This window comes from Amycolatopsis sp. NPDC006125, from assembly GCF_040614195.1.
GTDB classification, from domain to species: domain Bacteria; phylum Actinomycetota; class Actinomycetes; order Mycobacteriales; family Pseudonocardiaceae; genus Amycolatopsis_E; species Amycolatopsis_E tucumanensis.
In genome coordinates this window covers 1-18679 of the sequence record NZ_JBEXTZ010000002.1, presented here as the reverse complement: position 1 = coordinate 18679, position 18679 = coordinate 1, and the positions used below count along the sequence as shown (strand labels likewise).

General features: G+C 71.9%; 21 protein-coding genes. 5 read left to right on the top strand and 16 right to left on the bottom strand.

What is annotated here, in order from left to right; genetic code table 11:
• The 12 genes from ABZ193_RS01355 to ABZ193_RS01300 form a co-directional block, all read right to left on the bottom strand.
• On the bottom strand, window positions 1–1416 hold the full coding sequence (locus tag ABZ193_RS01355) for an MmgE/PrpD family protein (RefSeq protein WP_354708417.1): 1416 nt from the start codon (window positions 1414–1416) through the stop codon (window positions 1–3).
• On the bottom strand, window positions 1413–2174 hold the full coding sequence (locus tag ABZ193_RS01350) for an ABC transporter permease subunit (RefSeq protein ID WP_354708416.1): 762 nt from the start codon (window positions 2172–2174) through the stop codon (window positions 1413–1415). Before ABZ193_RS01350 ends, ABZ193_RS01355 begins: the two co-directional genes overlap by 4 nt.
• On the bottom strand, window positions 2171–2980 hold the full coding sequence (locus ABZ193_RS01345) for an ABC transporter permease subunit (protein ID WP_354708415.1): 810 nt from the start codon (window positions 2978–2980) through the stop codon (window positions 2171–2173). Before ABZ193_RS01345 ends, ABZ193_RS01350 begins: the two co-directional genes overlap by 4 nt.
• Complete coding sequence (locus ABZ193_RS01340) at window positions 2977–3795, bottom strand: ABC transporter ATP-binding protein (protein WP_354708414.1); 819 nt, start codon at window positions 3793–3795, stop codon at window positions 2977–2979. Before ABZ193_RS01340 ends, ABZ193_RS01345 begins: the two co-directional genes overlap by 4 nt.
• On the bottom strand, window positions 3792–4793 hold the full coding sequence (locus ABZ193_RS01335; protein ID WP_354708413.1) for an ABC transporter substrate-binding protein: 1002 nt from the start codon (window positions 4791–4793) through the stop codon (window positions 3792–3794). Before ABZ193_RS01335 ends, ABZ193_RS01340 begins: the two co-directional genes overlap by 4 nt.
• Window positions 4790–5323, bottom strand: coding sequence for a 3-isopropylmalate dehydratase (locus ABZ193_RS01330; protein ID WP_237335237.1), 534 nt, complete (start codon window positions 5321–5323; stop codon window positions 4790–4792). Before ABZ193_RS01330 ends, ABZ193_RS01335 begins: the two co-directional genes overlap by 4 nt.
• Entirely contained in the window at window positions 5320–6582 is a 1263-nt protein-coding gene (locus ABZ193_RS01325) for an aconitase/3-isopropylmalate dehydratase large subunit family protein (RefSeq protein WP_354708412.1), read from the bottom strand. The genes ABZ193_RS01330 and ABZ193_RS01325 overlap by 4 nt, the downstream gene beginning before the upstream one ends.
• A complete protein-coding gene (locus ABZ193_RS01320; RefSeq protein ID WP_354708411.1) occupies window positions 6575–7423 on the bottom strand; it encodes an isocitrate lyase/PEP mutase family protein in 849 nt (282 codons plus the stop codon). The genes ABZ193_RS01325 and ABZ193_RS01320 overlap by 8 nt, the downstream gene beginning before the upstream one ends.
• Window positions 7416–8189, bottom strand: a complete 774-nt coding sequence (locus ABZ193_RS01315) for an IclR family transcriptional regulator (protein WP_354708410.1) — start codon at window positions 8187–8189, stop codon at window positions 7416–7418. The genes ABZ193_RS01320 and ABZ193_RS01315 overlap by 8 nt, the downstream gene beginning before the upstream one ends.
• 333 nt (window positions 8190–8522) lie before the next feature.
• The gene (locus tag ABZ193_RS01310; protein ID WP_354708409.1) at window positions 8523–9206 is read right to left on the bottom strand and encodes a response regulator transcription factor; all 684 of its coding nucleotides are present in this window, start codon (window positions 9204–9206) and stop codon (window positions 8523–8525) included.
• The gene (locus ABZ193_RS01305) at window positions 9203–10375 is read right to left on the bottom strand and encodes a histidine kinase (RefSeq protein WP_354708408.1); all 1173 of its coding nucleotides are present in this window, start codon (window positions 10373–10375) and stop codon (window positions 9203–9205) included. Before ABZ193_RS01305 ends, ABZ193_RS01310 begins: the two co-directional genes overlap by 4 nt.
• A 10-nt stretch (window positions 10376–10385) precedes the next feature.
• Window positions 10386–11144, bottom strand: a complete 759-nt coding sequence (locus ABZ193_RS01300) for a CPBP family intramembrane glutamic endopeptidase (protein ID WP_354708407.1) — start codon at window positions 11142–11144, stop codon at window positions 10386–10388.
• A 651-nt stretch (window positions 11145–11795) separates the two neighbouring features.
• Between ABZ193_RS01300 and ABZ193_RS01295 the strand changes: the two genes are divergently transcribed.
• Both ABZ193_RS01295 and ABZ193_RS01290 read left to right on the top strand, forming a co-directional pair.
• Window positions 11796–12329, top strand: a complete 534-nt coding sequence (locus ABZ193_RS01295; protein WP_354708406.1) for an alpha/beta fold hydrolase — start codon at window positions 11796–11798, stop codon at window positions 12327–12329.
• Window positions 12314–12727 carry an alpha/beta hydrolase gene (locus ABZ193_RS01290; RefSeq protein ID WP_354708405.1) on the top strand — a complete coding sequence of 138 codons (414 nt, stop codon included), beginning with the start codon at window positions 12314–12316 and terminating at the stop codon, window positions 12725–12727. The genes ABZ193_RS01295 and ABZ193_RS01290 overlap by 16 nt, the downstream gene beginning before the upstream one ends.
• 122 nt (window positions 12728–12849) lie before the next feature.
• On the opposite strand, the gene ABZ193_RS01285 is transcribed toward ABZ193_RS01290, so the two are convergent.
• Entirely contained in the window at window positions 12850–13944 is a 1095-nt protein-coding gene (locus ABZ193_RS01285) for a zinc-binding dehydrogenase (protein ID WP_354708404.1), read from the bottom strand.
• A gap of 92 nt (window positions 13945–14036) precedes the next feature.
• Between ABZ193_RS01285 and ABZ193_RS01280 the strand changes: the two genes are divergently transcribed.
• Together ABZ193_RS01280 and ABZ193_RS01275 are read left to right on the top strand one after the other, a co-directional pair.
• The gene (locus ABZ193_RS01280; RefSeq protein ID WP_354708403.1) at window positions 14037–14939 is read left to right on the top strand and encodes a LysR family transcriptional regulator; all 903 of its coding nucleotides are present in this window, start codon (window positions 14037–14039) and stop codon (window positions 14937–14939) included.
• Window positions 14936–15274 carry a hypothetical protein gene (locus ABZ193_RS01275; RefSeq protein WP_354708402.1) on the top strand — a complete coding sequence of 113 codons (339 nt, stop codon included), beginning with the start codon at window positions 14936–14938 and terminating at the stop codon, window positions 15272–15274. The genes ABZ193_RS01280 and ABZ193_RS01275 overlap by 4 nt, the downstream gene beginning before the upstream one ends.
• Window positions 15275–15421: 147 nt before the next feature.
• Here the strand turns inward: ABZ193_RS01275 and ABZ193_RS01270 are convergent, their stop codons facing one another.
• On the bottom strand, window positions 15422–16261 hold the full coding sequence (locus ABZ193_RS01270) for an SDR family oxidoreductase (RefSeq protein WP_354708401.1): 840 nt from the start codon (window positions 16259–16261) through the stop codon (window positions 15422–15424).
• A 71-nt stretch (window positions 16262–16332) separates the two neighbouring features.
• Between ABZ193_RS01270 and ABZ193_RS01265 the strand changes: the two genes are divergently transcribed.
• The gene (locus ABZ193_RS01265; protein WP_354708400.1) at window positions 16333–17250 is read left to right on the top strand and encodes an AraC family transcriptional regulator; all 918 of its coding nucleotides are present in this window, start codon (window positions 16333–16335) and stop codon (window positions 17248–17250) included.
• 32 nt (window positions 17251–17282) lie between these two features.
• Here the strand turns inward: ABZ193_RS01265 and ABZ193_RS01260 are convergent, their stop codons facing one another.
• Window positions 17283–18065 (bottom strand): CoA ester lyase, encoded by a 783-nt coding sequence (locus tag ABZ193_RS01260; RefSeq protein ID WP_354708399.1) that lies wholly within the window; start codon window positions 18063–18065, stop codon window positions 17283–17285.
• On the bottom strand, window positions 18062–18679 hold a 618-nt coding region (locus ABZ193_RS01255), incomplete at its 5' end, for a MaoC family dehydratase N-terminal domain-containing protein (protein ID WP_354708398.1). The genes ABZ193_RS01255 and ABZ193_RS01260, both read right to left, overlap by 4 nt.

Here is an 18679-nt window from a genome sequence, read left to right as displayed (position 1 = left end):
TCAGAGCGTCACGGGCAGCGCGGGCACGGCGGCCGCGAGTTCGCCGACCAGGACCGACGCGTCGGGCAGGGAGTCGAGGTCCAGCACCATCCGCTCGATGCGAGCCCACCGGCCGGTGATGCCGATCGACTCGGCGAGGCGGCGTGCCTTGTCCACGACGGCCGGGTTCGGCAGGGGCCGCGTCGGGCCGCCGAGCGGGCCGTCCACCTCGATCTCTTCCGTGCCGCCGTCGCGCAGCGCGAGCCGCATGCGGGTGCGGAACCGGTCCTGGGGCGTGTCGAAGTCCGGGCAGTGGCGGACGTCGACACGATCCAGCACCGACCACACATCGTCGGCGGCGATCCGGTCACGGGTGAACTGCCCGGCGAGGACCTGGCCGTCCAGCAGGGCGACCGACACGGCGTAGCCGATGTTCATCTGCGCGCCGATCGTCTCCAGTGGACGCTCCGGCCGCCACCAGCCGTGGTGGTAGGCGGCGTGCGACACCTCCACGGTGATGGCCGCGATGTCGTCGGCCGTGATGCCGCGCGACCGGGCTTCCAGCGCGCAGTCGATGGGCGCGTGGGTGGCGGCCATGGCCGCGTAGGCCTTCACCCCGGTGTCGGTGAGCACCCACTCCTCCCCCAGCCCGGCGGTGATCAGGTCCGCGCGCGGGTCGTGTCCCTCGCCGAAGGTCACGAGGAACCCGCCGTACTCGCGCTCGTAGACCCGCTTGATCCCGGTGTAGCCGGCTTCGGCGAGCGCCGCGGCGTAGAGGCCGTTGCGGGCGGCGAAACCGTGGTGCATCCGCTTGGACATGGCCTCGTACTGGGCTGCCATCAACCCGGCCGACTGGGTCGCGGCCAGCCCGAGGGCGTCCTCGACGCGGGCGGCGTCCAGGCGCCGCAACCACGCCGACGTCGCGGCACTGGCGTGGGTGCCGAACACCGCGCCGGAGTGCCAGCCGCGGGACAGCATCTCGGCGCCGTGCAGCGCCAGCCCCACCCGGGGGCCGACCTCGTACCCGGCAACCAGCGCCGTGAGCAGGTCCCGCCCGGACACCGTCCGGTCGAGGGCCGCGATGGTGCTGACCGCGCTCGGGACGACGAGCGAGTTGCTGTGCAGCGGCGCCCGCACGTGGTAGTCGTCCAGTTCGAAACCCTGGATGAAGGTGCCGTTGAGCAGGCACGCCGCGGGAGCGGAGGTGGTGCGGTCCCAGCCCAGCAACGGCACGTCGCCCTTGCCCTCGAGGGCGAGCACGGCGTCCACGGCCCGCTCGGACCACGGCAGCCGGGCTCCGACCAGCGCGCACACCAGCCCGTCGAGCAGGAGATGCCGAGCCCGCTCGCGCACCGCGTCCGGGATGTCGTCGTGGCGCAGGCCGGCGATCCAGGTCGCCAGCCTGCCGGTCACGCCGTCGGGGTCGGTCGGGTTCACGCGGTCACCTCGTAGCGGTTGCGGATGCGGGTTTCCAGCTGTTGCAGGGCCAGTGTCGGCAGGAGCGCGAGGACACCGGTGAGGAGGACCTGGCCGATGATGTTCTCCACCCGCGCCAGCGACAGGTTGCGCAGCAGTTCGTAGCCCAGGCCGGAGGAGCCGGAGAACATCTCGGCGAGCAGCAGGCCGATCAGGGTGAGGCCGAAGCACAGGCGCATGCCCGAGGCGAGCGAGGGCAGCACGCTGGGCACCACGATCCGTCGCAGCAGGGACCACCGGGACATGCCCAGGCTCGCCGACAGCTTCAGGTGCAGCCGGCGCACCCCGGCGGTGGCCTCCACCATGATCAGGAACATCGGCAGCACCCCGGACACGAAGGCGAAGGAACCCCTGCTGAGGTCGCCGATGCCGAGGAACAGCAGGAAGATCGGGTACAACACGATCTTGGGGACGCTGTTGAGCGCGTACACCACGGGCAGGGTGGCCCGCGACCAGAACGCGCTCAGGCCGAGGAGCATGCCGGTGACCGCTCCGGCGGCGATGGCCGCGGCGTAGGACAGCAGCAGCACGCGGGCGGTGTCGCCGACGCTGCCGAGGAACCGGCTGTCGGTGATATCCGACCGCAGGCTCTGCAGGGCCTCGCCGGGTCCGGGGTAGACGGCGCTGTCGGCCAGTGCCGCCGTCACCGTCCACACCGCCACCAGGGCGACGGCGAGGACCAGCGGCGGCACCCATCCGGGGCTCCGGCGGGCGCTCATCGCCGCCGCCAGTCGAACGCGCTCAGCGCCGCCCCGAGCGCGAGGTTGGCGAGCAGCGCGAAGACGCTGACGAATACGATGCCCGCGTACATGTCGAGGGTGTCGAAGTTGTTGTAGGCCCGGTTGACCACCTGCCCGAGCCCGGTGGTGGCGAGGATGAACTCGGTGGCCAGCACGGCGATGATCGCGTACGCCAGGCCGAGTTTCAGCCCGGCGAGGATGTCCGGCAACGCCGAGGGCAGCAGGATCTTGCGCAGCTGCTGCGCCCGGGTCATCTCCAGGGACCGGGCGAGCTTGGTGACGATCGGTGGCGCCGACTCGAACCCGACCAGGGCGTTCGCGATGACGATGACGACGCTGAACAACGTGGCCAGCAGGACGATGGGCAGCACGCCGGTCCCGAACATCACCACCATCACCGGGTAGAGCGCGAAGACCGGCAGCGCGTAGAACACGTTGACGTAGGGCTTGACGGCCCGGTGCACCCAGCGGGAGCGGGCCATGGCGTAGGCGACGGCGACCCCGGCGACCGCCGAGGCGGCGAAGCTGACGCAGATGAGCAGGACACTGCGCAGCAGCGCGCCGACGACGAACTCGCGGTCGCCGAGCAGCTCGATCGCGCGGGCGACCATCTCGCTGACCGGGATGAGGTCGAGCCGGGACACGGCGCCCGACCGCGCGTACAGCTCGATGGCGGCGATGGCCCCGATGACGAGGACGAGCGTCCACGCCGGGGACGGCAGCCCGGCGACCCGGTGCGGAGTCGGCCGCACGTAGGACGGGACGACGGAGGAACGGGTCTTCATCGCTCGCTCCTCATCGCGACCTCGGCCTCGGTGCGGATCTGCGCCCAGATCCGCTCCTGGGCCGCCGTCGCCGCCGGTTCGGCCAGTGCGACGTGCGCGCGCGGCCGGGGCAGGCCGACGGGGACTTCGTCGATGAACGTGCCGGGGCGGCGGCCCATCACGAGCACGCGGTCCGACAGCAGCACCGCCTCCTGGATGCTGTGGGTGATGAACAGGACGCCGCACCCGATGGTCTCGACGACGCGGAGGAGTTCCTCGGCCATCAGCATGCGGGTCTGCTCGTCGAGCGCGCCGAACGGCTCGTCGGCGAGGATGAGGTCCGGGTCCATGGACATCGCGCGGGCCATGGCGACGCGTTGCCGCATGCCGCCGGACAGCTGCGCCGGGTAGTGGTTCTCGAAGCCGCCGAGCCCGACGACCTCGACGAGTTCCCTGGCCCGTTCCCGCCGTTCCTTGCGGCCGACGCCGCGCACCTCCAGCGCGAAGGCGACGTTGTCGACCACGGTGCGCCACGGCAGGGTCGCCGACTCCTGGAAGACGATCGCGGTGCGCCGGCGGGGACCGGTGAGCGGTGCGCCGTCCACTTCGACACGGCCGCGCGCCGGGTCCTGGAGGGCGCCGATGATCTCCAGCAGGGTCGATTTGCCGCATCCGCTGGGCCCGACGATGGACACGAATTCGCCTCGGCCGATGGTGAGGTCGACGGGTCCGAGCGCATGGACGGGGCCGAAGTGCTGTTCCACGCCCTCGACCCGCACGATCGGCGTGGTCGTGGTGGACGCGGTGCCGCGCTGCGCCTGCGTCTGCGTGTTCACCGGGCGCCCTCGCATTCGGCCGGGAGCGTGGCGGGCACGTTCGCGGGCAGGTAGGTCTTCTGGAACAGGTCGCAGAACTTCAGGTCGCCGCGGTTCATGGCGAGGCGCTGGGCCTCGACGGCCTGCTGGATCGCTTCGGCGTCGAAGCCGGCGCCCCAGTTGTCGTAGCTGATGGCCTTCTCGACGATCGTGGTCGCCGCGGCCACGTCGATGTCGATGTAGTCGGCGTAGAGCTGGGCGGCCTTGGCGGGGTTGGCGCGGATGAAGTCGACGGCCTCGGCGTAGCCGGCAACCACGGCCTTGACGGTGTCCGGGTTGCGCTCGGCGAACTCCGGGGTCGTGGTGATCACGCTCTGCTGGAACTTCTTCAGGTAGTCGGCGCTGGAGACGACCACCCGGAACTTGCCGGTCTTCGCCACGACCGACGGCGGGACGACGGCGACGTCGACGGACCCGGCTTCCAGGAGCGCGACGCCCTCGCCGACACCGCCGGAGGAGACCCGCTCGATGTCCTGGGTCGCGCCCGCGACCTTGGGCAGGATGTAGGTCAGGGACTGGGTGACCGACTGCGGGTTGGTGTAGGCCCACTTCCGGACGTCGGTGATGGTCTGCACGCGGGTGTTGGTGTCGAGTGTGTAGAAGTCGAGGCCGTAGACGCTCTGGGTCGCACCGGCCACGACGGTCAGCGGGGTGCCCGCTTCGCTGGACTCCAGCACTGAGGTGAAGCCGACGTCGGCCATGGGCAGGTCGCCGCTGAGCATGTTGCGCACGGTGGTGCCGCCGCCCTTGCCCGGCACGATCTCGCCGATGGTCACGCCCCGCTTGGCGAAGAAGCCCTGGTCCTTGCCGACCAGCCAGGGGATCGAGTAGGGCTCGGAGGCGTTGCTGACCGCGATGTCGAACGAGGTCACCCCGGCCGTGTCCGCGCTTCCTCCGCATCCGCTGAGCACCAGTGCGGCGGCGGCCGCGCCGGCGATCAGAGCTGTCGCGCGCTTCATGTGTTTCCTCCTGTGGTCGCGTCGTTGCGATCCAGGAAGCCGGCGGCTTCCAGGCGGTTGATCAGCCCGCCGCCGGCGATGAGCTCGACGACGAACGCGGGCAGGGGCTCGATGTGGTGCTCGGTCCCCCGGGTTTCGTTGCGCAGCAGGCCCGCGGCCGCGTCGATGTCGAGGACGTCGCCCTCGTCGATGAGCGTGCGCGCGTCCGGCACGGTGAGCGCCGGGAGGCCGTAGTTGAGGGCGTTGCGGTGGAACAGCGAGTTGTACTGTTCGGCGACCAGGCACGAGATTCCCAAGTGGACGAACAGTTCGGCGCACGCGCGGCTGGAGCCGAGGCCGAAGTTGCGGCCCGCGACGACGATGTCGCCCGGCTCGACGAGCTTGGGCCAGCCGGGCCGGGTGGCGTCGAACATGTGCTGCGCCGCTTCTTCGACGGGCAGCTTCATCGCGAACCCGGGGTACATGTCGTCGGTGTTGATCTCGTCGCCGAACACCCAGGCCCGTCCACGGGCACGCAGGGGTGAGGTCATGCCGCCACCTCCGCGACCTGGTCGGGCCCGGCGATGTAGCCGGTGAGCGCGGACGCCGCGACCGTGGCGGGCGAGGCCATGTAGACCTGCGCCTCGGTGCTGCCCATGCGGCCGCGGAAGTTGCGGGTGCTGGAGGTGACGCACACTTCGCCCGGGGCGAGCACGCCCATGTGATAGCCGAAGCACGCGCCGCACGTGGAGTTGGTGACCACGGCGCCGGCCTCGACGAGGGTGCTGACGTAGCCGCGCCGGACCGCCTCCAGGTAGACCTGCTGGGAGGCCGGGGTGACGATGAGCCGCACGCCCGGCGCGACCTTGCGGCCCTCGACGACGCGGGCCGCGACCTCCAGGTCGGCGAGCTGCCCGTTGGCGCAGGACCCGATGAACGCCTGGTCGATGCGCGTGCGGTCGAGGCCGGACAACGGCACGGCGTTGTTGATGACGGTGCCCGGCAGGGCGACCATCGGCTCGACGGCACTAAGATCGAGCGTCCGCACGTCGGCGTAGACGGCGTCCGGGTCCGGGTCGCTGCGGGTGTAGTCCGTGCCCGGAGTTACCTCGGCCAGGAACTCCTCGGTGAGCGCGTCGCACGGGAACAGCGTGAAGTCGGCGCCGATCTCGGCTCCCTGTGTGGCGATGGTCCGCCGGTCGGACATCGGCACCGACGCCAGGCCGGGGCCGCCGAACTCGAGCGCGTGGTCGGTGGCGTCGCCGTAGCGGCCGGAGATCGTCAGGAAGATGTCCTTGCCGTTGACGTGGGCCGGTTTCGTGCCGGTGAGCTCGTAGCGGATCGTCGGCGGCACGCGGTACCAGGTCCGGCCGGTGCACAGCATCTGAAGGATCTCCAGCGGCCCCAGCCCTCGCGCGGCGGAGTTCAGCGCCCCGCCGGCGCAGGTGTGGGAGTCGGTGCAGCACACGACGGTGCCGGGCAGCACGAGGCCCTGCTCGGCGATGACCTGATGGACGATGCCGTGCCGGCCCACGTCGTAGAACCGGTCGATGCCGTGCTTGGCGACGAAGGCGCGGGCCTTTGCGCCGTGGCCGGCGTCGCGCGGGGTGGGTGCCGGGACGGCGTGGTCGAGGACGACGGCGACCTTGTCCGGGTCGTGGACCGCGCGGACGTCGGCGAGGCGGTCGTGGGCGAACTGGACGTCGATCACCACGGTCATGTCGACGTCGCAGGTGACGATCTGTCCTGGTTGGACGGTGTCGAGGCTCGCGGCGCGGGCGAGGATCCGCTCGATGATGGTGTCAGGCACGGGCTGCCTCTTTCCGGGCGGTCCACTCGCCGAGGCCGACGGCTTCGAACAGGGCGCGCGGTCCGGTGACGGGGCCGGAGACGAGGCTGCCGCCGGCGATGTCGGACATGGCTTGGGTCATGGCGGTGAAGGCGGCGCCGACGGTGGCGGCGGGCAGGATCGCGCCGGCGTAGCCGAACTGCTCCAGCTGTTCCCGCGACACCTCCGGCGACTTGCCGCCGGGGACGACGTTGAAGATGACGGGGACGCCGACCGCCGACGGGATCGCGGCGACCTGGTCGAGGGTCTGCGGCGCCTCGACGAAGATCACGTCGGCGCCGGCCGCGACGTAGGCCTTCGCCCGGTCGATCGCGGCGTCGAAGCCCTCGACGGCGATCGCGTCGGTGCGGGCCACGATCAGGGTTCCCCGTCGGCGGGCCGCGACCGCCGCTTCGATCTTGAGGGCGAACTCGTCGGCGGCGATGAGGGCCTTGTCGTCGAGGTGGCCGCACCGCTTGGGGAACACCTGGTCTTCGAGCTGCACCGCGGCCGCGCCGGCGTCTTCGTAGGTGCGCACGGTGCGGAAGGTGTTGGTCTCGTCGCCGAAGCCGGTGTCGGCGTCGGCGATGACCGGGACGTCGAGGTGCCGCCGGACCACGGCGATCGCGCGGGCCATCTCGGTGACGGTGGTGAGCCCGATGTCGGGCAGGCCTTCGGCGGCGGAGACGGCCGCGCCGGAGACGTAGGCCGCCTCGGCACCGGCGCGCGCGACGACCGCGGCGGAGAGTCCGTCGTAGACGCCGGGTGCGACGAGCAGCCGTTCGCGGCGCAGGAGTCCGGCGAGCACGGTGGCGTCAGACATCGGCGTGCTCCTCGGCCGGGACGTGCCCCAGGCGGGCGGCGATGGCCCGCGCGGTGGCGGCGACGATCGGGCCGACGCGCTCGGCCTCCTCGCGGTCGAGGCGGATCGACGGGCCGCCGATCGCCAGGGCCGCCTCCGGCCGTCCGCCGAACCCCATCACCGGGGCGGCGACGGAGTTCAGACCCACCTCGCGCTCGCTCTCGGTGAAGGCCCAGCCGCGGTCGCGCACCTGGGTCAGCTGGCGGTCCAGCTCCGCGCGCGTGACGACGGTCGAGTCGGTGTAGCGCTCCAGACCGGCATCGACCGCGGCGCCAAGCGCGGCCTCGTCGAAGGCCATGAAGCACTTGCCGGCCGCACCGGCGTGCAGCGGGAGCACCTGGCCGACGTAGCCGCGGTAGATGACGGAGTGGTGGGACGAGGCCGCCTCCACCAGCACGCGGGTGGCGCCCTGGCGCACGTAGAGCCCGGCGCTCTCCCCCGTCACGTCGCGCAGCTGCTCGACGAACGGCCGCGCGACGCCGAGCAGGCTCGACCCCGACCGCGCCGGGGCGCTCCAGACGAGCACCCGCAGGCCGACGCGGTAGGTGTCGCCCTCCCGCACGAGGAGCCCCTCCTGCAGCAGGGTGGACACGATCCGCGCGACGGTCGTCGCGGGCAGCCCGGTGCGGGCGCGGATGTCCGCCACCCCGAGCCGAGGCTCGGCCTCGGTGAAGCAATCCAGTACGTCGCACGCGCGTCCGAGCACGCGCACCCCCGGCTCAGCCATCCATCCTCCAAGCACCGTTCTGCGGTTTCGAAAACCGTATAGCGGTTTTGGACGGTAGAGGGGTGAGCCCCGTCACGTCAAGCTCCGCGGACGTGCGCAGGCGGGACTTGCGACAACTGGGGAGGTGCTGACCAGCGGGTTCGCCGGTGCTGCGACAGGGTCGGGGAAGTGCGATGAGACTCCGGCCGGCCGTTCTCTGCGGCATGCACGGAGGCTTACGACCGGATTCCCCGCTACGGCATCGACGGCGGTCTGGCTCCGCGCCTACCAGCTGCGCGATCACCGAGCCAAGGGCGCCACCCTCGACAAGTGGCTGATCGGGCGCCGACGGCGTCAGTCCACTTCGGACACCAGGCCGACCCGGTAGGCGAGGACGACCGCCTGCACGCGGTCTCGCAGGTCGAGCTTGTTGAGGATGCGGGAGACGTAGGTCTTCACCGTCTCCGCGGACAGCACCAGCGCCGCGGCGATCTCGGCGTTGGACAGGCCTGCGGCGAGCTGTTCGAAGACCTCCAGCTCGCGGGGGGTCAGGGCCCGCACGACCTTGTCCCTCGCCGCGCGGGACGGGTCGGCCGGGCGCAGCCGTTCCGCGAAGTGGCCGATCAGGCCCCGGGTGACGGCCGGGGCGATCAGGGACTCGCCGCGGGCGATGGTGCGGATGCCCTCGACCAGCTGGGCCGGCTTGGCGTCCTTGAGGAGAAACCCGCTGGCACCGGCGCGGAACGCCTCGTAGACGTACGCGTCGACGTTGAAGGTGGTGACCACCAGCACCTTCGGCGGCGCCTCGACGCCGGGGCCGGCGATCTGCCTGGTCGCCTCGATGTCGTCCAGGACGGGCATGCGGATGTCCATCACGACCACGTCGGGGCGCAACCGGCGCGCCATCTCCACCGCCTCGCGGCCGTCCGCCGCCTCGCCGACCACGGTCATGTCGGGCGGTGACGACAGGACGGTGACGTAACCGGTGCGCACCAGCTCCTGGTCCTCGCAGATCAGCACGCGGATCGGCGCGGTCATGCGGCGCCGACCGGGATCAGGGCGTGCACGCGGAAACCGCCGTCCGGGCGTGGTCCGGCGACCAGGTCGCCATCGAGCATCCGCAGCCGTTCCCGCAGCCCGCGGAGCCCTCGTCCGCCGGACGGCGACACCGGTGCGGTGACGGGCCCGGTGGTGGTCACCTCGATCTCCAGGTTTTCTTCGCCGTGCCGGAGCAGGACCGTGGTCGGTTGCCCGGTCGCGTGCTTGATCGCGTTGGTGAGCGCTTCCTGCACGACGCGGTAGGCGGCCAGTTCCACGTCGACGGGCTGCGGCCTGCTGACGCCTTCTTCGGTCCATTCGACGGGTTGTCCGGACAACCGGGCCTGCTCGACCAGGTCGCTCACCCGCCCGATGGCCGGCGTCCGGACCGGATCATCGCCAGTCACCTCGAGCACGTCCAGCAGCGACCGCAGTTCGGTGAGCGCCCGGCGCCCGGTGTCGCTGATGGCGCTCAGCCCGTCCCCGGCGCGTGCCGGCTCCGCCTCGAGCAGGAACTGCGCCGCGTCGGCCTGGACCACCATCGCCGTCACGTGGTGGGTGACCACGTCGTGCAGGTCGCGGGCGATCCGCGCCCGCTCGGTGGACGTGGCCACCTCGGCGGCCAGCCGCTCGCGTTCGGCCTGTTCCGCGCGCCACCGGCGCACCCCGGTCCCTGCCAACCAGATCACCGCCATCATCAAGTAGAACGCGAGGTAGTCGAGGAACCGCGGGGGCGCCCCCAGGGTGTGCAGGACGACCGCGAGCACGGCGTAGGCCGCCGTGACCGCCGCCGCCAGCCTGCGACGGAACCGGGCGAGGTGCGCACCGGCGGCGTACAACGCCAGGAGGAGCCCCATCTTGCCGAACGTGTCCGGGTAGCCGAGCACCTGTCCGACGGCGAACGCGCTGCCGACGAGGGCGAGGCACACGGCGGGCCACCGGGTCCGCACCGCCAGCGGCAGGCACAGTGCCAGGGTCAGCACCAGCCCGGCCACCGCACCGGCGTCGCGCCGCGGGAGGTCGCCGATCTCCGGCCCGATGTGGGAGATCGCGGGCACGAAGGCCAGCACCGCGACGACCACCGCCAACGCGGTGTCCTTGACGAGAACGGGGAGACGGGGCCACTGGCGGACCACCGCGCGGATGGGGGCGGCCGTGTCGGCGAGCACCCGTCGGAGTCTAGCGACGGCGCATCGGCACCAGGTTGCCGCGCCTGCGCGCGGCGACGAGCATCGGCACGGCCAGGACCAGGCTCACGATGACGGGCACGATCGACGCCTCGAGGCCGAAACCGCCGCCGGTGAGCAGGTCGGGGCCGGTCGGCTGGGCGACCAGCAGGCCCGCGCCCGGGTGCCCCGAGACCGGGATGCCGAGCAGCCCCACGCTGGTGTTCCAGGCGAAGTGCAGGCCGATGGCCAGCCAGATGTCGCGGCACCACAGGAACGCGGCGCCGAGCAGCACACCGGCCTCGACGGCGATCGCGAACGAGCTCCACAGCGTGGCGCCCGGGTTGGCCAGGTGCACGAGACCGAAGAACACCGCGGTGACGGCCAGCGCGACCCAGCTGCCGAACAACCGTTCCAGTGCCTGCAACGCGAGACCGCGGAAGATCAGCTCCTCGGTCACCGCCGCTCCCAGTTGCACGGCCATCACCGTCGCGGTGATCGCGCCCTTGTCGCCGGACAACCCGGTGAACGAGAACTCGGTCATCACGACGATCACCGAGGTGGCGATGAACACGACCCCGAGCACGACGCCGGTCAGCGCGCGGGGCACCGCCCGCGCCGAGAGTAGTTCCGGCGTGCTCCGCCGCGCGACGTAGCGCATGACCAGCCAGTAGACGGGGACCGCCGCGACGGCCCCGACGGCGGCCAGCACCGGCGGCCCGCCGGAGGTCAGCGCCGACACCCCGCCGACACCGGCGATCCCCACCAGCATCCACACGAGCGGAAACCGCAGAACGCGGTCGAACTTCCCAGCTCTGTGACCCGTGCTTGCCACAACTCCCGCGTCCACTCCGGACCTCCCGTCGACCGTGGCCACCGCGAACCGGTGACCGCCACGAACGTTACGAGCGCACGGCCGGCGTGGAATCCCCGCAGAGACGACGATCCGGGTAGCTCGCTCGGGGGATCCCGGTGCGGACTACGGAAGTGTCCACGCCAAGGGGATCCGCGTCGGGCAGTTGAGGTCGCCGGCGCCACGGTGGCGAGCTGCGACACGGATGACGCGGCGGACGGGACCGCGCCACCGACCGTCGCCGAGGTGGCCGCCCCCTCCGCGGCACCTGGGGCACGTACCCGCCACTGGCCAAGGGCGCCAGTCGTGATCCCTGGCTCGTCTGCTGCGCGGTCCAGGTTCCGCTCGACTACGGAAACCCTGGCGGCGCCACCATCGACGTGGCCGTCTCAAAACCGCCCGCGAGCGTCGCGGTGTCCTGCTGCTGAACCCGGGCGGCCCGGCCCTGCCCGGCCTGGACATGCCGGGTGCCCTGGCGCCGACCCTGCCGGCGTCGGTGCTGGCGGCCTACGACCTGATCGGTTTCGATCCGCGCGGGGTCGCACACAGCGCGCCGAGGACAGCATCCGGGTGGCTCTCGGGGAGAAGAAGACTTCCTACTGGGGCCAGTCCTACGGCACCTACCTAGGCGCGGTCTACGCGTCGCTGTTCCCCGACCGCGCCGACCGGGTCGTCCTGGAGGGCAACGTCGATCCCCGGAAGGTCTGGGCCCACGCGACGGACAACTGGGGCAAGGGCATGGCGGACCGCTTCCCCGACGCGGCCCGCCTCGCCGCCGCGCAGGACGCCGTGCTCGGACTGGGCAGCACCGCCGACGAGGTCGCCCGCAACTACCTGGCACTCGCCGACCGCCTCGACCGCACTCCCGCCCCCGTACCGGGCGCGGGAGTGGCTCTGGCCGGATCGATGCTGCGCAACGTCACCTACAGCCTCCTGCTGCACAACGAGACCCTGCCGGTGCTGGCCCAGTTCTGGTCGGCCGCCGCGCACCTGGCCGACGGCGCGCTCACGGAGACGGCCAGGTGCTGCAGCAGGTCTTCGCCGCGCCGCCGGCCACGCCGGGAGTGCCTGCCGACAACCAGGCCACCATGTTCCTGGCACTGATCTGCGGTGATGCGCGGTGGTCGCGCGACGTCGACACCTACGCCCGAAGCGCCGCCGCGGACCGCGCGGCCTGGCCGCTCACCGCGGGCATGCCCGCCAACATCTGGGCGTGCGCCTTCTGGCCCGAACCGGTCGAGGAGCCCGTCGCGGTGACCGCCGAGGGACCACGCAACACCCTGATCCTGCAGAACCGCCGGGACAACGCCACCCCGTGGGAGGACGCCCTCGGGCTCGCCGAGGTCCTCGGCCGGCGCGCGGGTTCCGTCGGCGCCGACAACGGCGGCCACTACGTCTACGGCCAAGGCTCCACCTGCGTCGACCAGGCGACCGTGACGTTCCTGACCACCGGCCGGCTATCGGAGGAGAACCTCTACTGCACCGACGTCCCAGAGGGATGACCGCGCGGGGTCACGGCCGCGGCACGTTCTCGGAGCCCTCGGGTCCGGGCCGCAGCGCGGCTCCGAAACCGTCGACCGACATGCTGAGGTTGCCCGCTTTCCTGGTTCCGATCGGCATCCGGCTAGCGACTGCCTGCCCCCGGCGTGAGGACGGTGCGGTCGAAGGGGCCGCCGTGGGCCGCGGCGTGGGTGACGGCCTCGTTGACCTGGTCGAGGCCGAACCGGGTGATGCGTTCGGGCGCGAGGTTCAGTGCTCCCGTCGCGATGAGGCGGATCATGCCGACGTTCGCCGCGCGCGGGTACATCCATTGGCCCCGGACGGTCACCGAGTTGCGCATGATCCAGGGGTAGGGCAGGGCAAGATCCGCACCGCCGAGCATGCCGACGCCACCCATCAGCACGACCCGCCCGTACTCGCGCACCGTCATGGCGGCCGCGCGGGCCACCGAGCTGGGCGCCTCGGGCGGCAGGAGATCGAGCACCATGTCGATCCGGCCGTCGGTGGCCGCCGCCATGGCCGCGCGGTCGGTGTCTTCGTCTCCGCTGAGCTCGACCGGGCTCACCCGCGCGCCGAACCGGTCGGCGAGCAGGTCGAGGACGGCCCGGTTGCGGCCCGGGGCCACCACGTGCCCGGCACCCATGGCGAGCGCGACGGCGACGGCGCTGCTGCCGAGGTTGCCGGTCGCCCCGCTGATCAGCAGCGTCTCCCCCGCCTCGAGCCGGCCTGCCAGCAGCCCGCCGTAGGGAATGGTGTGCACGCCCAGCACGGACCAGCGTTCGGGATCGGCCGCGGCGCCGGCGGGCAGGGGGTACACGTTCTCCGTGGGCACGCGCATGAGTTCGGCGAACGGCCCGTCGTGGAAGTACCGGGCCAGCCTGGCGCCCCCCTCGCCGCGGGAGCTCCAACCCTGCAGCGTGATGTCCGGTGTCAGGGCGTCGTCGCGGGCGCGGACCGTCGAGTCGCACCACACCACGTCCCCCACCTTGAGCTTGGTGGCGTCCGGCCCCACGCTCACCACCCGGCCGATGCCGCCGACACCCGGCACGACCGGCAGTTCCAGCGGATAGCGCCGGGCACCACTGAACACATCGGCCGCGTACGGGGGCACGCAGGTCGCCAGGACCTCGACCACCACCTCACCGGTGCCGGTTCGCGGGTCCGGCGCGTCGTGCACCTTGAGCGGGGAACCGAAAGCTGTGAGTGTCGCTGCACGCATGGAAAACCTTCCTGTCTCGTCCTCCGCCACGCTAGGCGCGGCACGGACATGCGGGAAGCGATGATCCGGCATCTCTGGTATGCGTAGTCAGCATGGACGTGTCGAGCGCGAGCCTGCGGGTGCTGTGTCAGATCGCCGAATCGGGCAGCTTCACCGCTGCCGCCGCGGAGCTGGGCTACACGCAGTCCGCGGTCTCGCGCCAGGCGATCGCGCTGGAACGCAGCGTCGGAGCCACCTTGTTCGAGCGGCGGACCGACGGGGTGCGGCTCACCCAGCGCGGGCTGACGCTGCTGCGCCATGCCCGGACGATCCTGGAGTCGGTCGACGCGGCCGAGCGTGACCTGACCGGTGCGGCTCCCCGCACGGAACTGGTGCGGCTCGGGCTGGTCCTCAGCGCCGGCCCGGTGATCCTGCCCGCCGCACTCGCCCGGCTCGCCAGGACAGCGCCCGGGGTCCGGGTCGCCACCCGCGAAGGCACCACGCCGGGCATGGCCAGGGCGTTGCGCACCGGTTCCATCGACGTCGCCGTGCTCACCTCGCGCCCGCCGCACCGCCCACCGGACGGCGAGTCACCGCGGCTGCACACCACGGTCGTCCAGGACACCGAGCTCCTCGTGGCGGCGTCGGCCACCGGCACGTTCGCGGGCCGCACGTCCGTGCACGTCGACGAACTGGTCGGCGCGCCGTGGATCGCCAGCCCCTCGTCGAGCGGGGAGCCACTGCTCGGTGTCTGGCCGGGCCTGCCGGGGCGAGCGCACATCGTCCACAATGCACGGGACTGGCTGACGAAACTGCATCTGGCGGCGGGTGGTTTCGGCGTCACCACGATCCCGGAAGGCTTGTCGCCGGTGCTGCCGCCGGGCGTGATTCCCCTGCGGGTCCAGGGCGCGCCGCCGGAGATCCGCAGGGTCCTCGTCGCCCGGCTCCCCGGCCCTGCCACGCCGGCGATCTCGGCGGTCACCCAGGCGATCATCGCCGGGGCTACCCAGCCGTGACCAAAGCCGTGTCGGACGACCGGCAGGGGATTCGAGGAGTCGGTGTCGACGAGTGCGAACCCGGCTTCGGTCGCGTCGGGGTGGCGCACGACCGGAGACAGCGACGGCCTACCTCCGCCGAGCAGGTTCCGGCGCTCGGCGTTGAACACCTCCCGGACGGCAGCCAGGCCCTCCGCACCCAGGACGTGCCGGGCGATCTCGGTTCCCGCGATCCAGGGGCCTGCGAGACGACGGCCCTGACGCGGGTGTCGATGGCGTCGCAGGGCTGCGCGAACGTGATGGCCATCTGCATGTCCCGGCACTGGGTGACCGCATCGAACTCCTCGCGTGGCTGACCGTCGCCGGGTCCGAAGCCGCGGTGGTCGTACAGGACCACCCCGAAACAGCGGTCGGCCAGCCATTGGGCCGCCGGCGCCAGTCGCTCGGCGGAGTCCGCCATTTCGGGGAGGGGCATGATCACCACGGGCACCGGGCCCGCGAGCTCACTGTGCGGCGACGCGCGCCAGAGCCCAGTCGTTGTAGTCCTTTTCGGACGTCTCGCGCCGTATCCGGGCGGAGTTCTCGACATCTTCGCCGACCAGGTACCGGAGCTGGGTGCTGTCGTCCTCGGCCGCGGTGACGACGGCTTCGGCCACCGTCCGGGCGGTCGCGAGCCGGTGAGGGCCCTCCTGCTCGAAACCTCCCATCACCTGCCGCACGAGCGTCATGTAAGCGGCGGGGACGGGCACGGCCTGAGCGCTTTCGGCGGTGCGGGCCAGGAAGTTGGTCCCCCGCACCAAGCCGGGCTCGACGAGCTTGACCGAGACCCCGCGCGCGGCCGCCTCGTAGCGCAGGGATTCGGTGAAGCCTTCGACGGCGAACTTGGTCGCGCTGTACACCGACAGCAGTGGCTCAGGGACGATCCCGGCCCCGGAGCTGATCGCGATCAGACGGCCGCCCTGGGCCGCGAGGATCGGCAGGGCGGCCTGCGTCACCTGCATCATCCCGAAGACGTTGGTCTCGAACAGCGCCCGGACGGTGGCCATCGGGGTGGACTCGAAGACGGAGAACAGCCCGGCGCCGGCGTTGTTGACGACGCAGTCGAGCCGGCCGAACCGGGCCAGGGCGCCCCGGAGTGCGGTCTGGATCGAGTCCGGGTCGGTGATGTCGAGTACGGGGGTCAGCAGGTGTTCGGTGGCTGGGCCGAGGTGGTCCTCCGGCAGCGGGCGGCGGGCCGTCGCGACGACGTTCCACCCCCGGTCCAGGAAGAGCTCGGCTGCGGCCTTGCCGAACCCCGAGGAGCTGCCGGTGATCAGGACGGTTTTGCGGGTCTCTGTGCTCACGCATCAAGTCTCGACGCCGCCACCCGGACTGTCTATCATCAGAACTCCGATATTAGTTAGCGAGAGTCCGGATGAGCGATCCTCTGGCCGAGGTGATCGGCCTGCTGCAGCCGTGCGTCGTCCTCTGGAAACAGATCGAGGGCTCCGGGCGGTGGGGGCTGCGGTTCGAGGGGAACTCCGACGTCAACTTCGGTGTGGCCACCGCCGGCCAATGTTGGCTGCGGTGCGAGGGAGACCCGGTCCCGCTCGCGGAGGGGGACTTCCTGCTGCTGTCCGGTCCGCCCGCCTTCACTTTCAGCAGTGACTTCGGCGCGGCGGTCGTCGACGGGGAACGGGCGCTGGCCGGCGTTCCGGACAACCACTTGAGACTGGGCAGCGGGGAAGGGCCGGTCACGCGGCTGCTCGCCGGGCATTTCGCGATCGAGCCGGAAAACGCCCATCTCCTGCTGGATCTGCTGCCGACGGTGGTCCATCTGCGGGCGGGCACCGACGGCGCCGGGCGGATCGCGAAGCTGCTCGAACTGATCGGCGACGAAGCGGGCGCGGACCGGCCCGGTGGGTCGCTGGTGCTGTCGCGGCTCGTCGAGGTGATGCTGGTCGAGGCGCTGCGCAGCGCTCCGGCGACGCTGGAGCACCCGCCGGCCAATCTCCTGGCGGGCCTGAGCGACCCGCCGGTGGCGGCTGCCCTGCACGCGATCCACGCGGACGTCGCCCGGCCCTGGACGGTGGCCGACCTGGCGGCCGAGGCGCGGATCTCCCGGTCGGTCCTGGCCGAGCGGTTCGCCCGGCGCGTGGGCCTGACGCCGATCGAGTACCTGCTGTCCTGGCGGATGGCCATCGCCAAACGCGCTCTGCGGCAAGGGAACCAGCCGATCGCCGAGATCGCGCGGCAAATCGGCTACGGCTCGACGAGCGCGTTCAGCACGGCGTTCGCCCGCGTCACCGGGTCAGCTCCCGGCCGGTACGCGCGCAGGCGGACCGCTGAATGAGGTTGTTCCGCGCCGGTTGCCGGTGTCGTGGGTCAATCCCCTGCCGAACGTTCCAGGATCGCCTGGGCGCGCAGGATGACGGGGCGGTCCACCATCTGTCCGTTGTGGACGCCGACGGAGCCGTCGGTGACCGAGGCCAGGATCTCCTTCGCCCACTGGACTTCCTTTTCGGAAGGGGTGAAGGCGGCGTTGACCGCGTCGACCTGCCGGGGGTGGATGCACAACTTTCCGGTGAAGCCCAGTTCGATCGCGTGCGCCAAGTCCGCGCGCAGGACCGCCGGGTCGTCGAGGGTGGTGGTGACGCCGTCGATCGGGGCGGCGCGGCCGGTCGCGGCGGCGGCGAGCACCACTGCGGAGCGGGCGTGCAGTAGGGCGGTGTGGGAGCGGTGGTCGACGCCGAGCTGGGCCGCGAGGTCGATGCTGCCGAACGCGGGCCGCACCACCCCCTCCGCGGCGCAAACTTCGACCGCCCTGGTCACGCCGAGTGCGGTTTCGATCAGCGGGATCACCGGCGCGCCGATCGATTCCAGCACGGCGGGGTCTTCGGCCTTGGGCACGAGCACCGCCGTGGCGCGCCCGGCGAGGGCCAGGTCGTCGTCGAACCAGGGGGTGCCGGGGCCGTTGATCCGCACCACCGCGTCATGGCCGTCGGCCAGCCACGCGCGGACGTGTTCCCGACCCTGGGTCTTGCTGTCCGGGCCGACGGCGTCCTCCAAATCGAGCACCACCACATCACAGCCCGACGCGGCGGCCTTGGCGAACCGGTCGGGTCGGTGGCCGGGCACGAACAGGAAACTCCGCGCCCCGGCGATCATGCGACACCCCGCAACTGGCCGGTGGCAGTCTGCCGCCCGTGCATGTCCCGCACGCTCGTGGTCACCCCGTCGGATTCCTTGGTGGCGCTGGTGATCAGCCCCTGGTGGTCGAACAACGGGGCCACTAGCCGGTAGGTGAACTCTACTTCACCGCCGACACCACGAGCGCGGGCGGCTTCGGCCATTGCCAGCGCCTGCAGCGGCCCGTGCGTCAGCAAACCCGGATAACCCTCCACGTCCCGGGCGTAGTCGCGGTCGTAATGGATGCGGTGCGCGTTGTAGGTCAGCGCGGAGAACCGGAACAACAACGTCGGCGTCACCTCGATCGCCCACTCCCCGGCCCCGGCAGGCACCACCTCCCCACCCGAGACCGCGGGGAGGCTCCCGGCGGCAGGGCGGTAGACCAGGTCCTGCCGCTCCTCCACCACCACCCGCCCGCCCTGCGAGATCAGGTGCTCCACCACCACGAACGTCAACGGCCCGGACCGGCCCTGCTTGTCGGCCACCGACACCACCCGGGTGCGCCGCGTCGCCGGCTCCCCGCACCGCAACACCCCATGGGTGCGGACCCGGCCGCCGGCCCACATCCGCCGCCGCCCCGGCCCCGGCGGCGC

What these genes read in the sequence shown, in the direction of transcription:
- ABZ193_RS01350 (WP_354708416.1), bottom strand. Translation starts at nt 2,174, where the DNA reads ATGAGCGCCCGCCGGAGCCCCGGATGGGTGCCGCCGCTGGTCCTCGCC.
- ABZ193_RS01345 (WP_354708415.1), bottom strand. Translation starts at nt 2,980, where the DNA reads ATGAAGACCCGTTCCTCCGTCGTCCCGTCCTACGTGCGGCCGACTCCG.
- ABZ193_RS01335 (WP_354708413.1), bottom strand. Translation starts at nt 4,793, where the DNA reads ATGAAGCGCGCGACAGCTCTGATCGCCGGCGCGGCCGCCGCCGCACTG.
- ABZ193_RS01330 (WP_237335237.1), bottom strand. Translation starts at nt 5,323, where the DNA reads ATGACCTCACCCCTGCGTGCCCGTGGACGGGCCTGGGTGTTCGGCGAC.
- ABZ193_RS01320 (WP_354708411.1), bottom strand. Translation starts at nt 7,423, where the DNA reads ATGTCTGACGCCACCGTGCTCGCCGGACTCCTGCGCCGCGAACGGCTG.
- ABZ193_RS01315 (WP_354708410.1), bottom strand. Translation starts at nt 8,189, where the DNA reads ATGGCTGAGCCGGGGGTGCGCGTGCTCGGACGCGCGTGCGACGTACTG.
- ABZ193_RS01310 (WP_354708409.1), bottom strand. Translation starts at nt 9,206, where the DNA reads ATGACCGCGCCGATCCGCGTGCTGATCTGCGAGGACCAGGAGCTGGTG.
- ABZ193_RS01300 (WP_354708407.1), bottom strand. Translation starts at nt 11,144, where the DNA reads ATGCTGGTGGGGATCGCCGGTGTCGGCGGGGTGTCGGCGCTGACCTCC.
- ABZ193_RS01290 (WP_354708405.1), top strand. Translation starts at nt 12,314, where the DNA reads ATGTTCCTGGCACTGATCTGCGGTGATGCGCGGTGGTCGCGCGACGTC.
- ABZ193_RS01285 (WP_354708404.1), bottom strand. Translation starts at nt 13,944, where the DNA reads ATGCGTGCAGCGACACTCACAGCTTTCGGTTCCCCGCTCAAGGTGCAC.
- ABZ193_RS01280 (WP_354708403.1), top strand. Translation starts at nt 14,037, where the DNA reads ATGGACGTGTCGAGCGCGAGCCTGCGGGTGCTGTGTCAGATCGCCGAA.
- ABZ193_RS01265 (WP_354708400.1), top strand. Translation starts at nt 16,333, where the DNA reads ATGAGCGATCCTCTGGCCGAGGTGATCGGCCTGCTGCAGCCGTGCGTC.
- ABZ193_RS01260 (WP_354708399.1), bottom strand. Translation starts at nt 18,065, where the DNA reads ATGATCGCCGGGGCGCGGAGTTTCCTGTTCGTGCCCGGCCACCGACCC.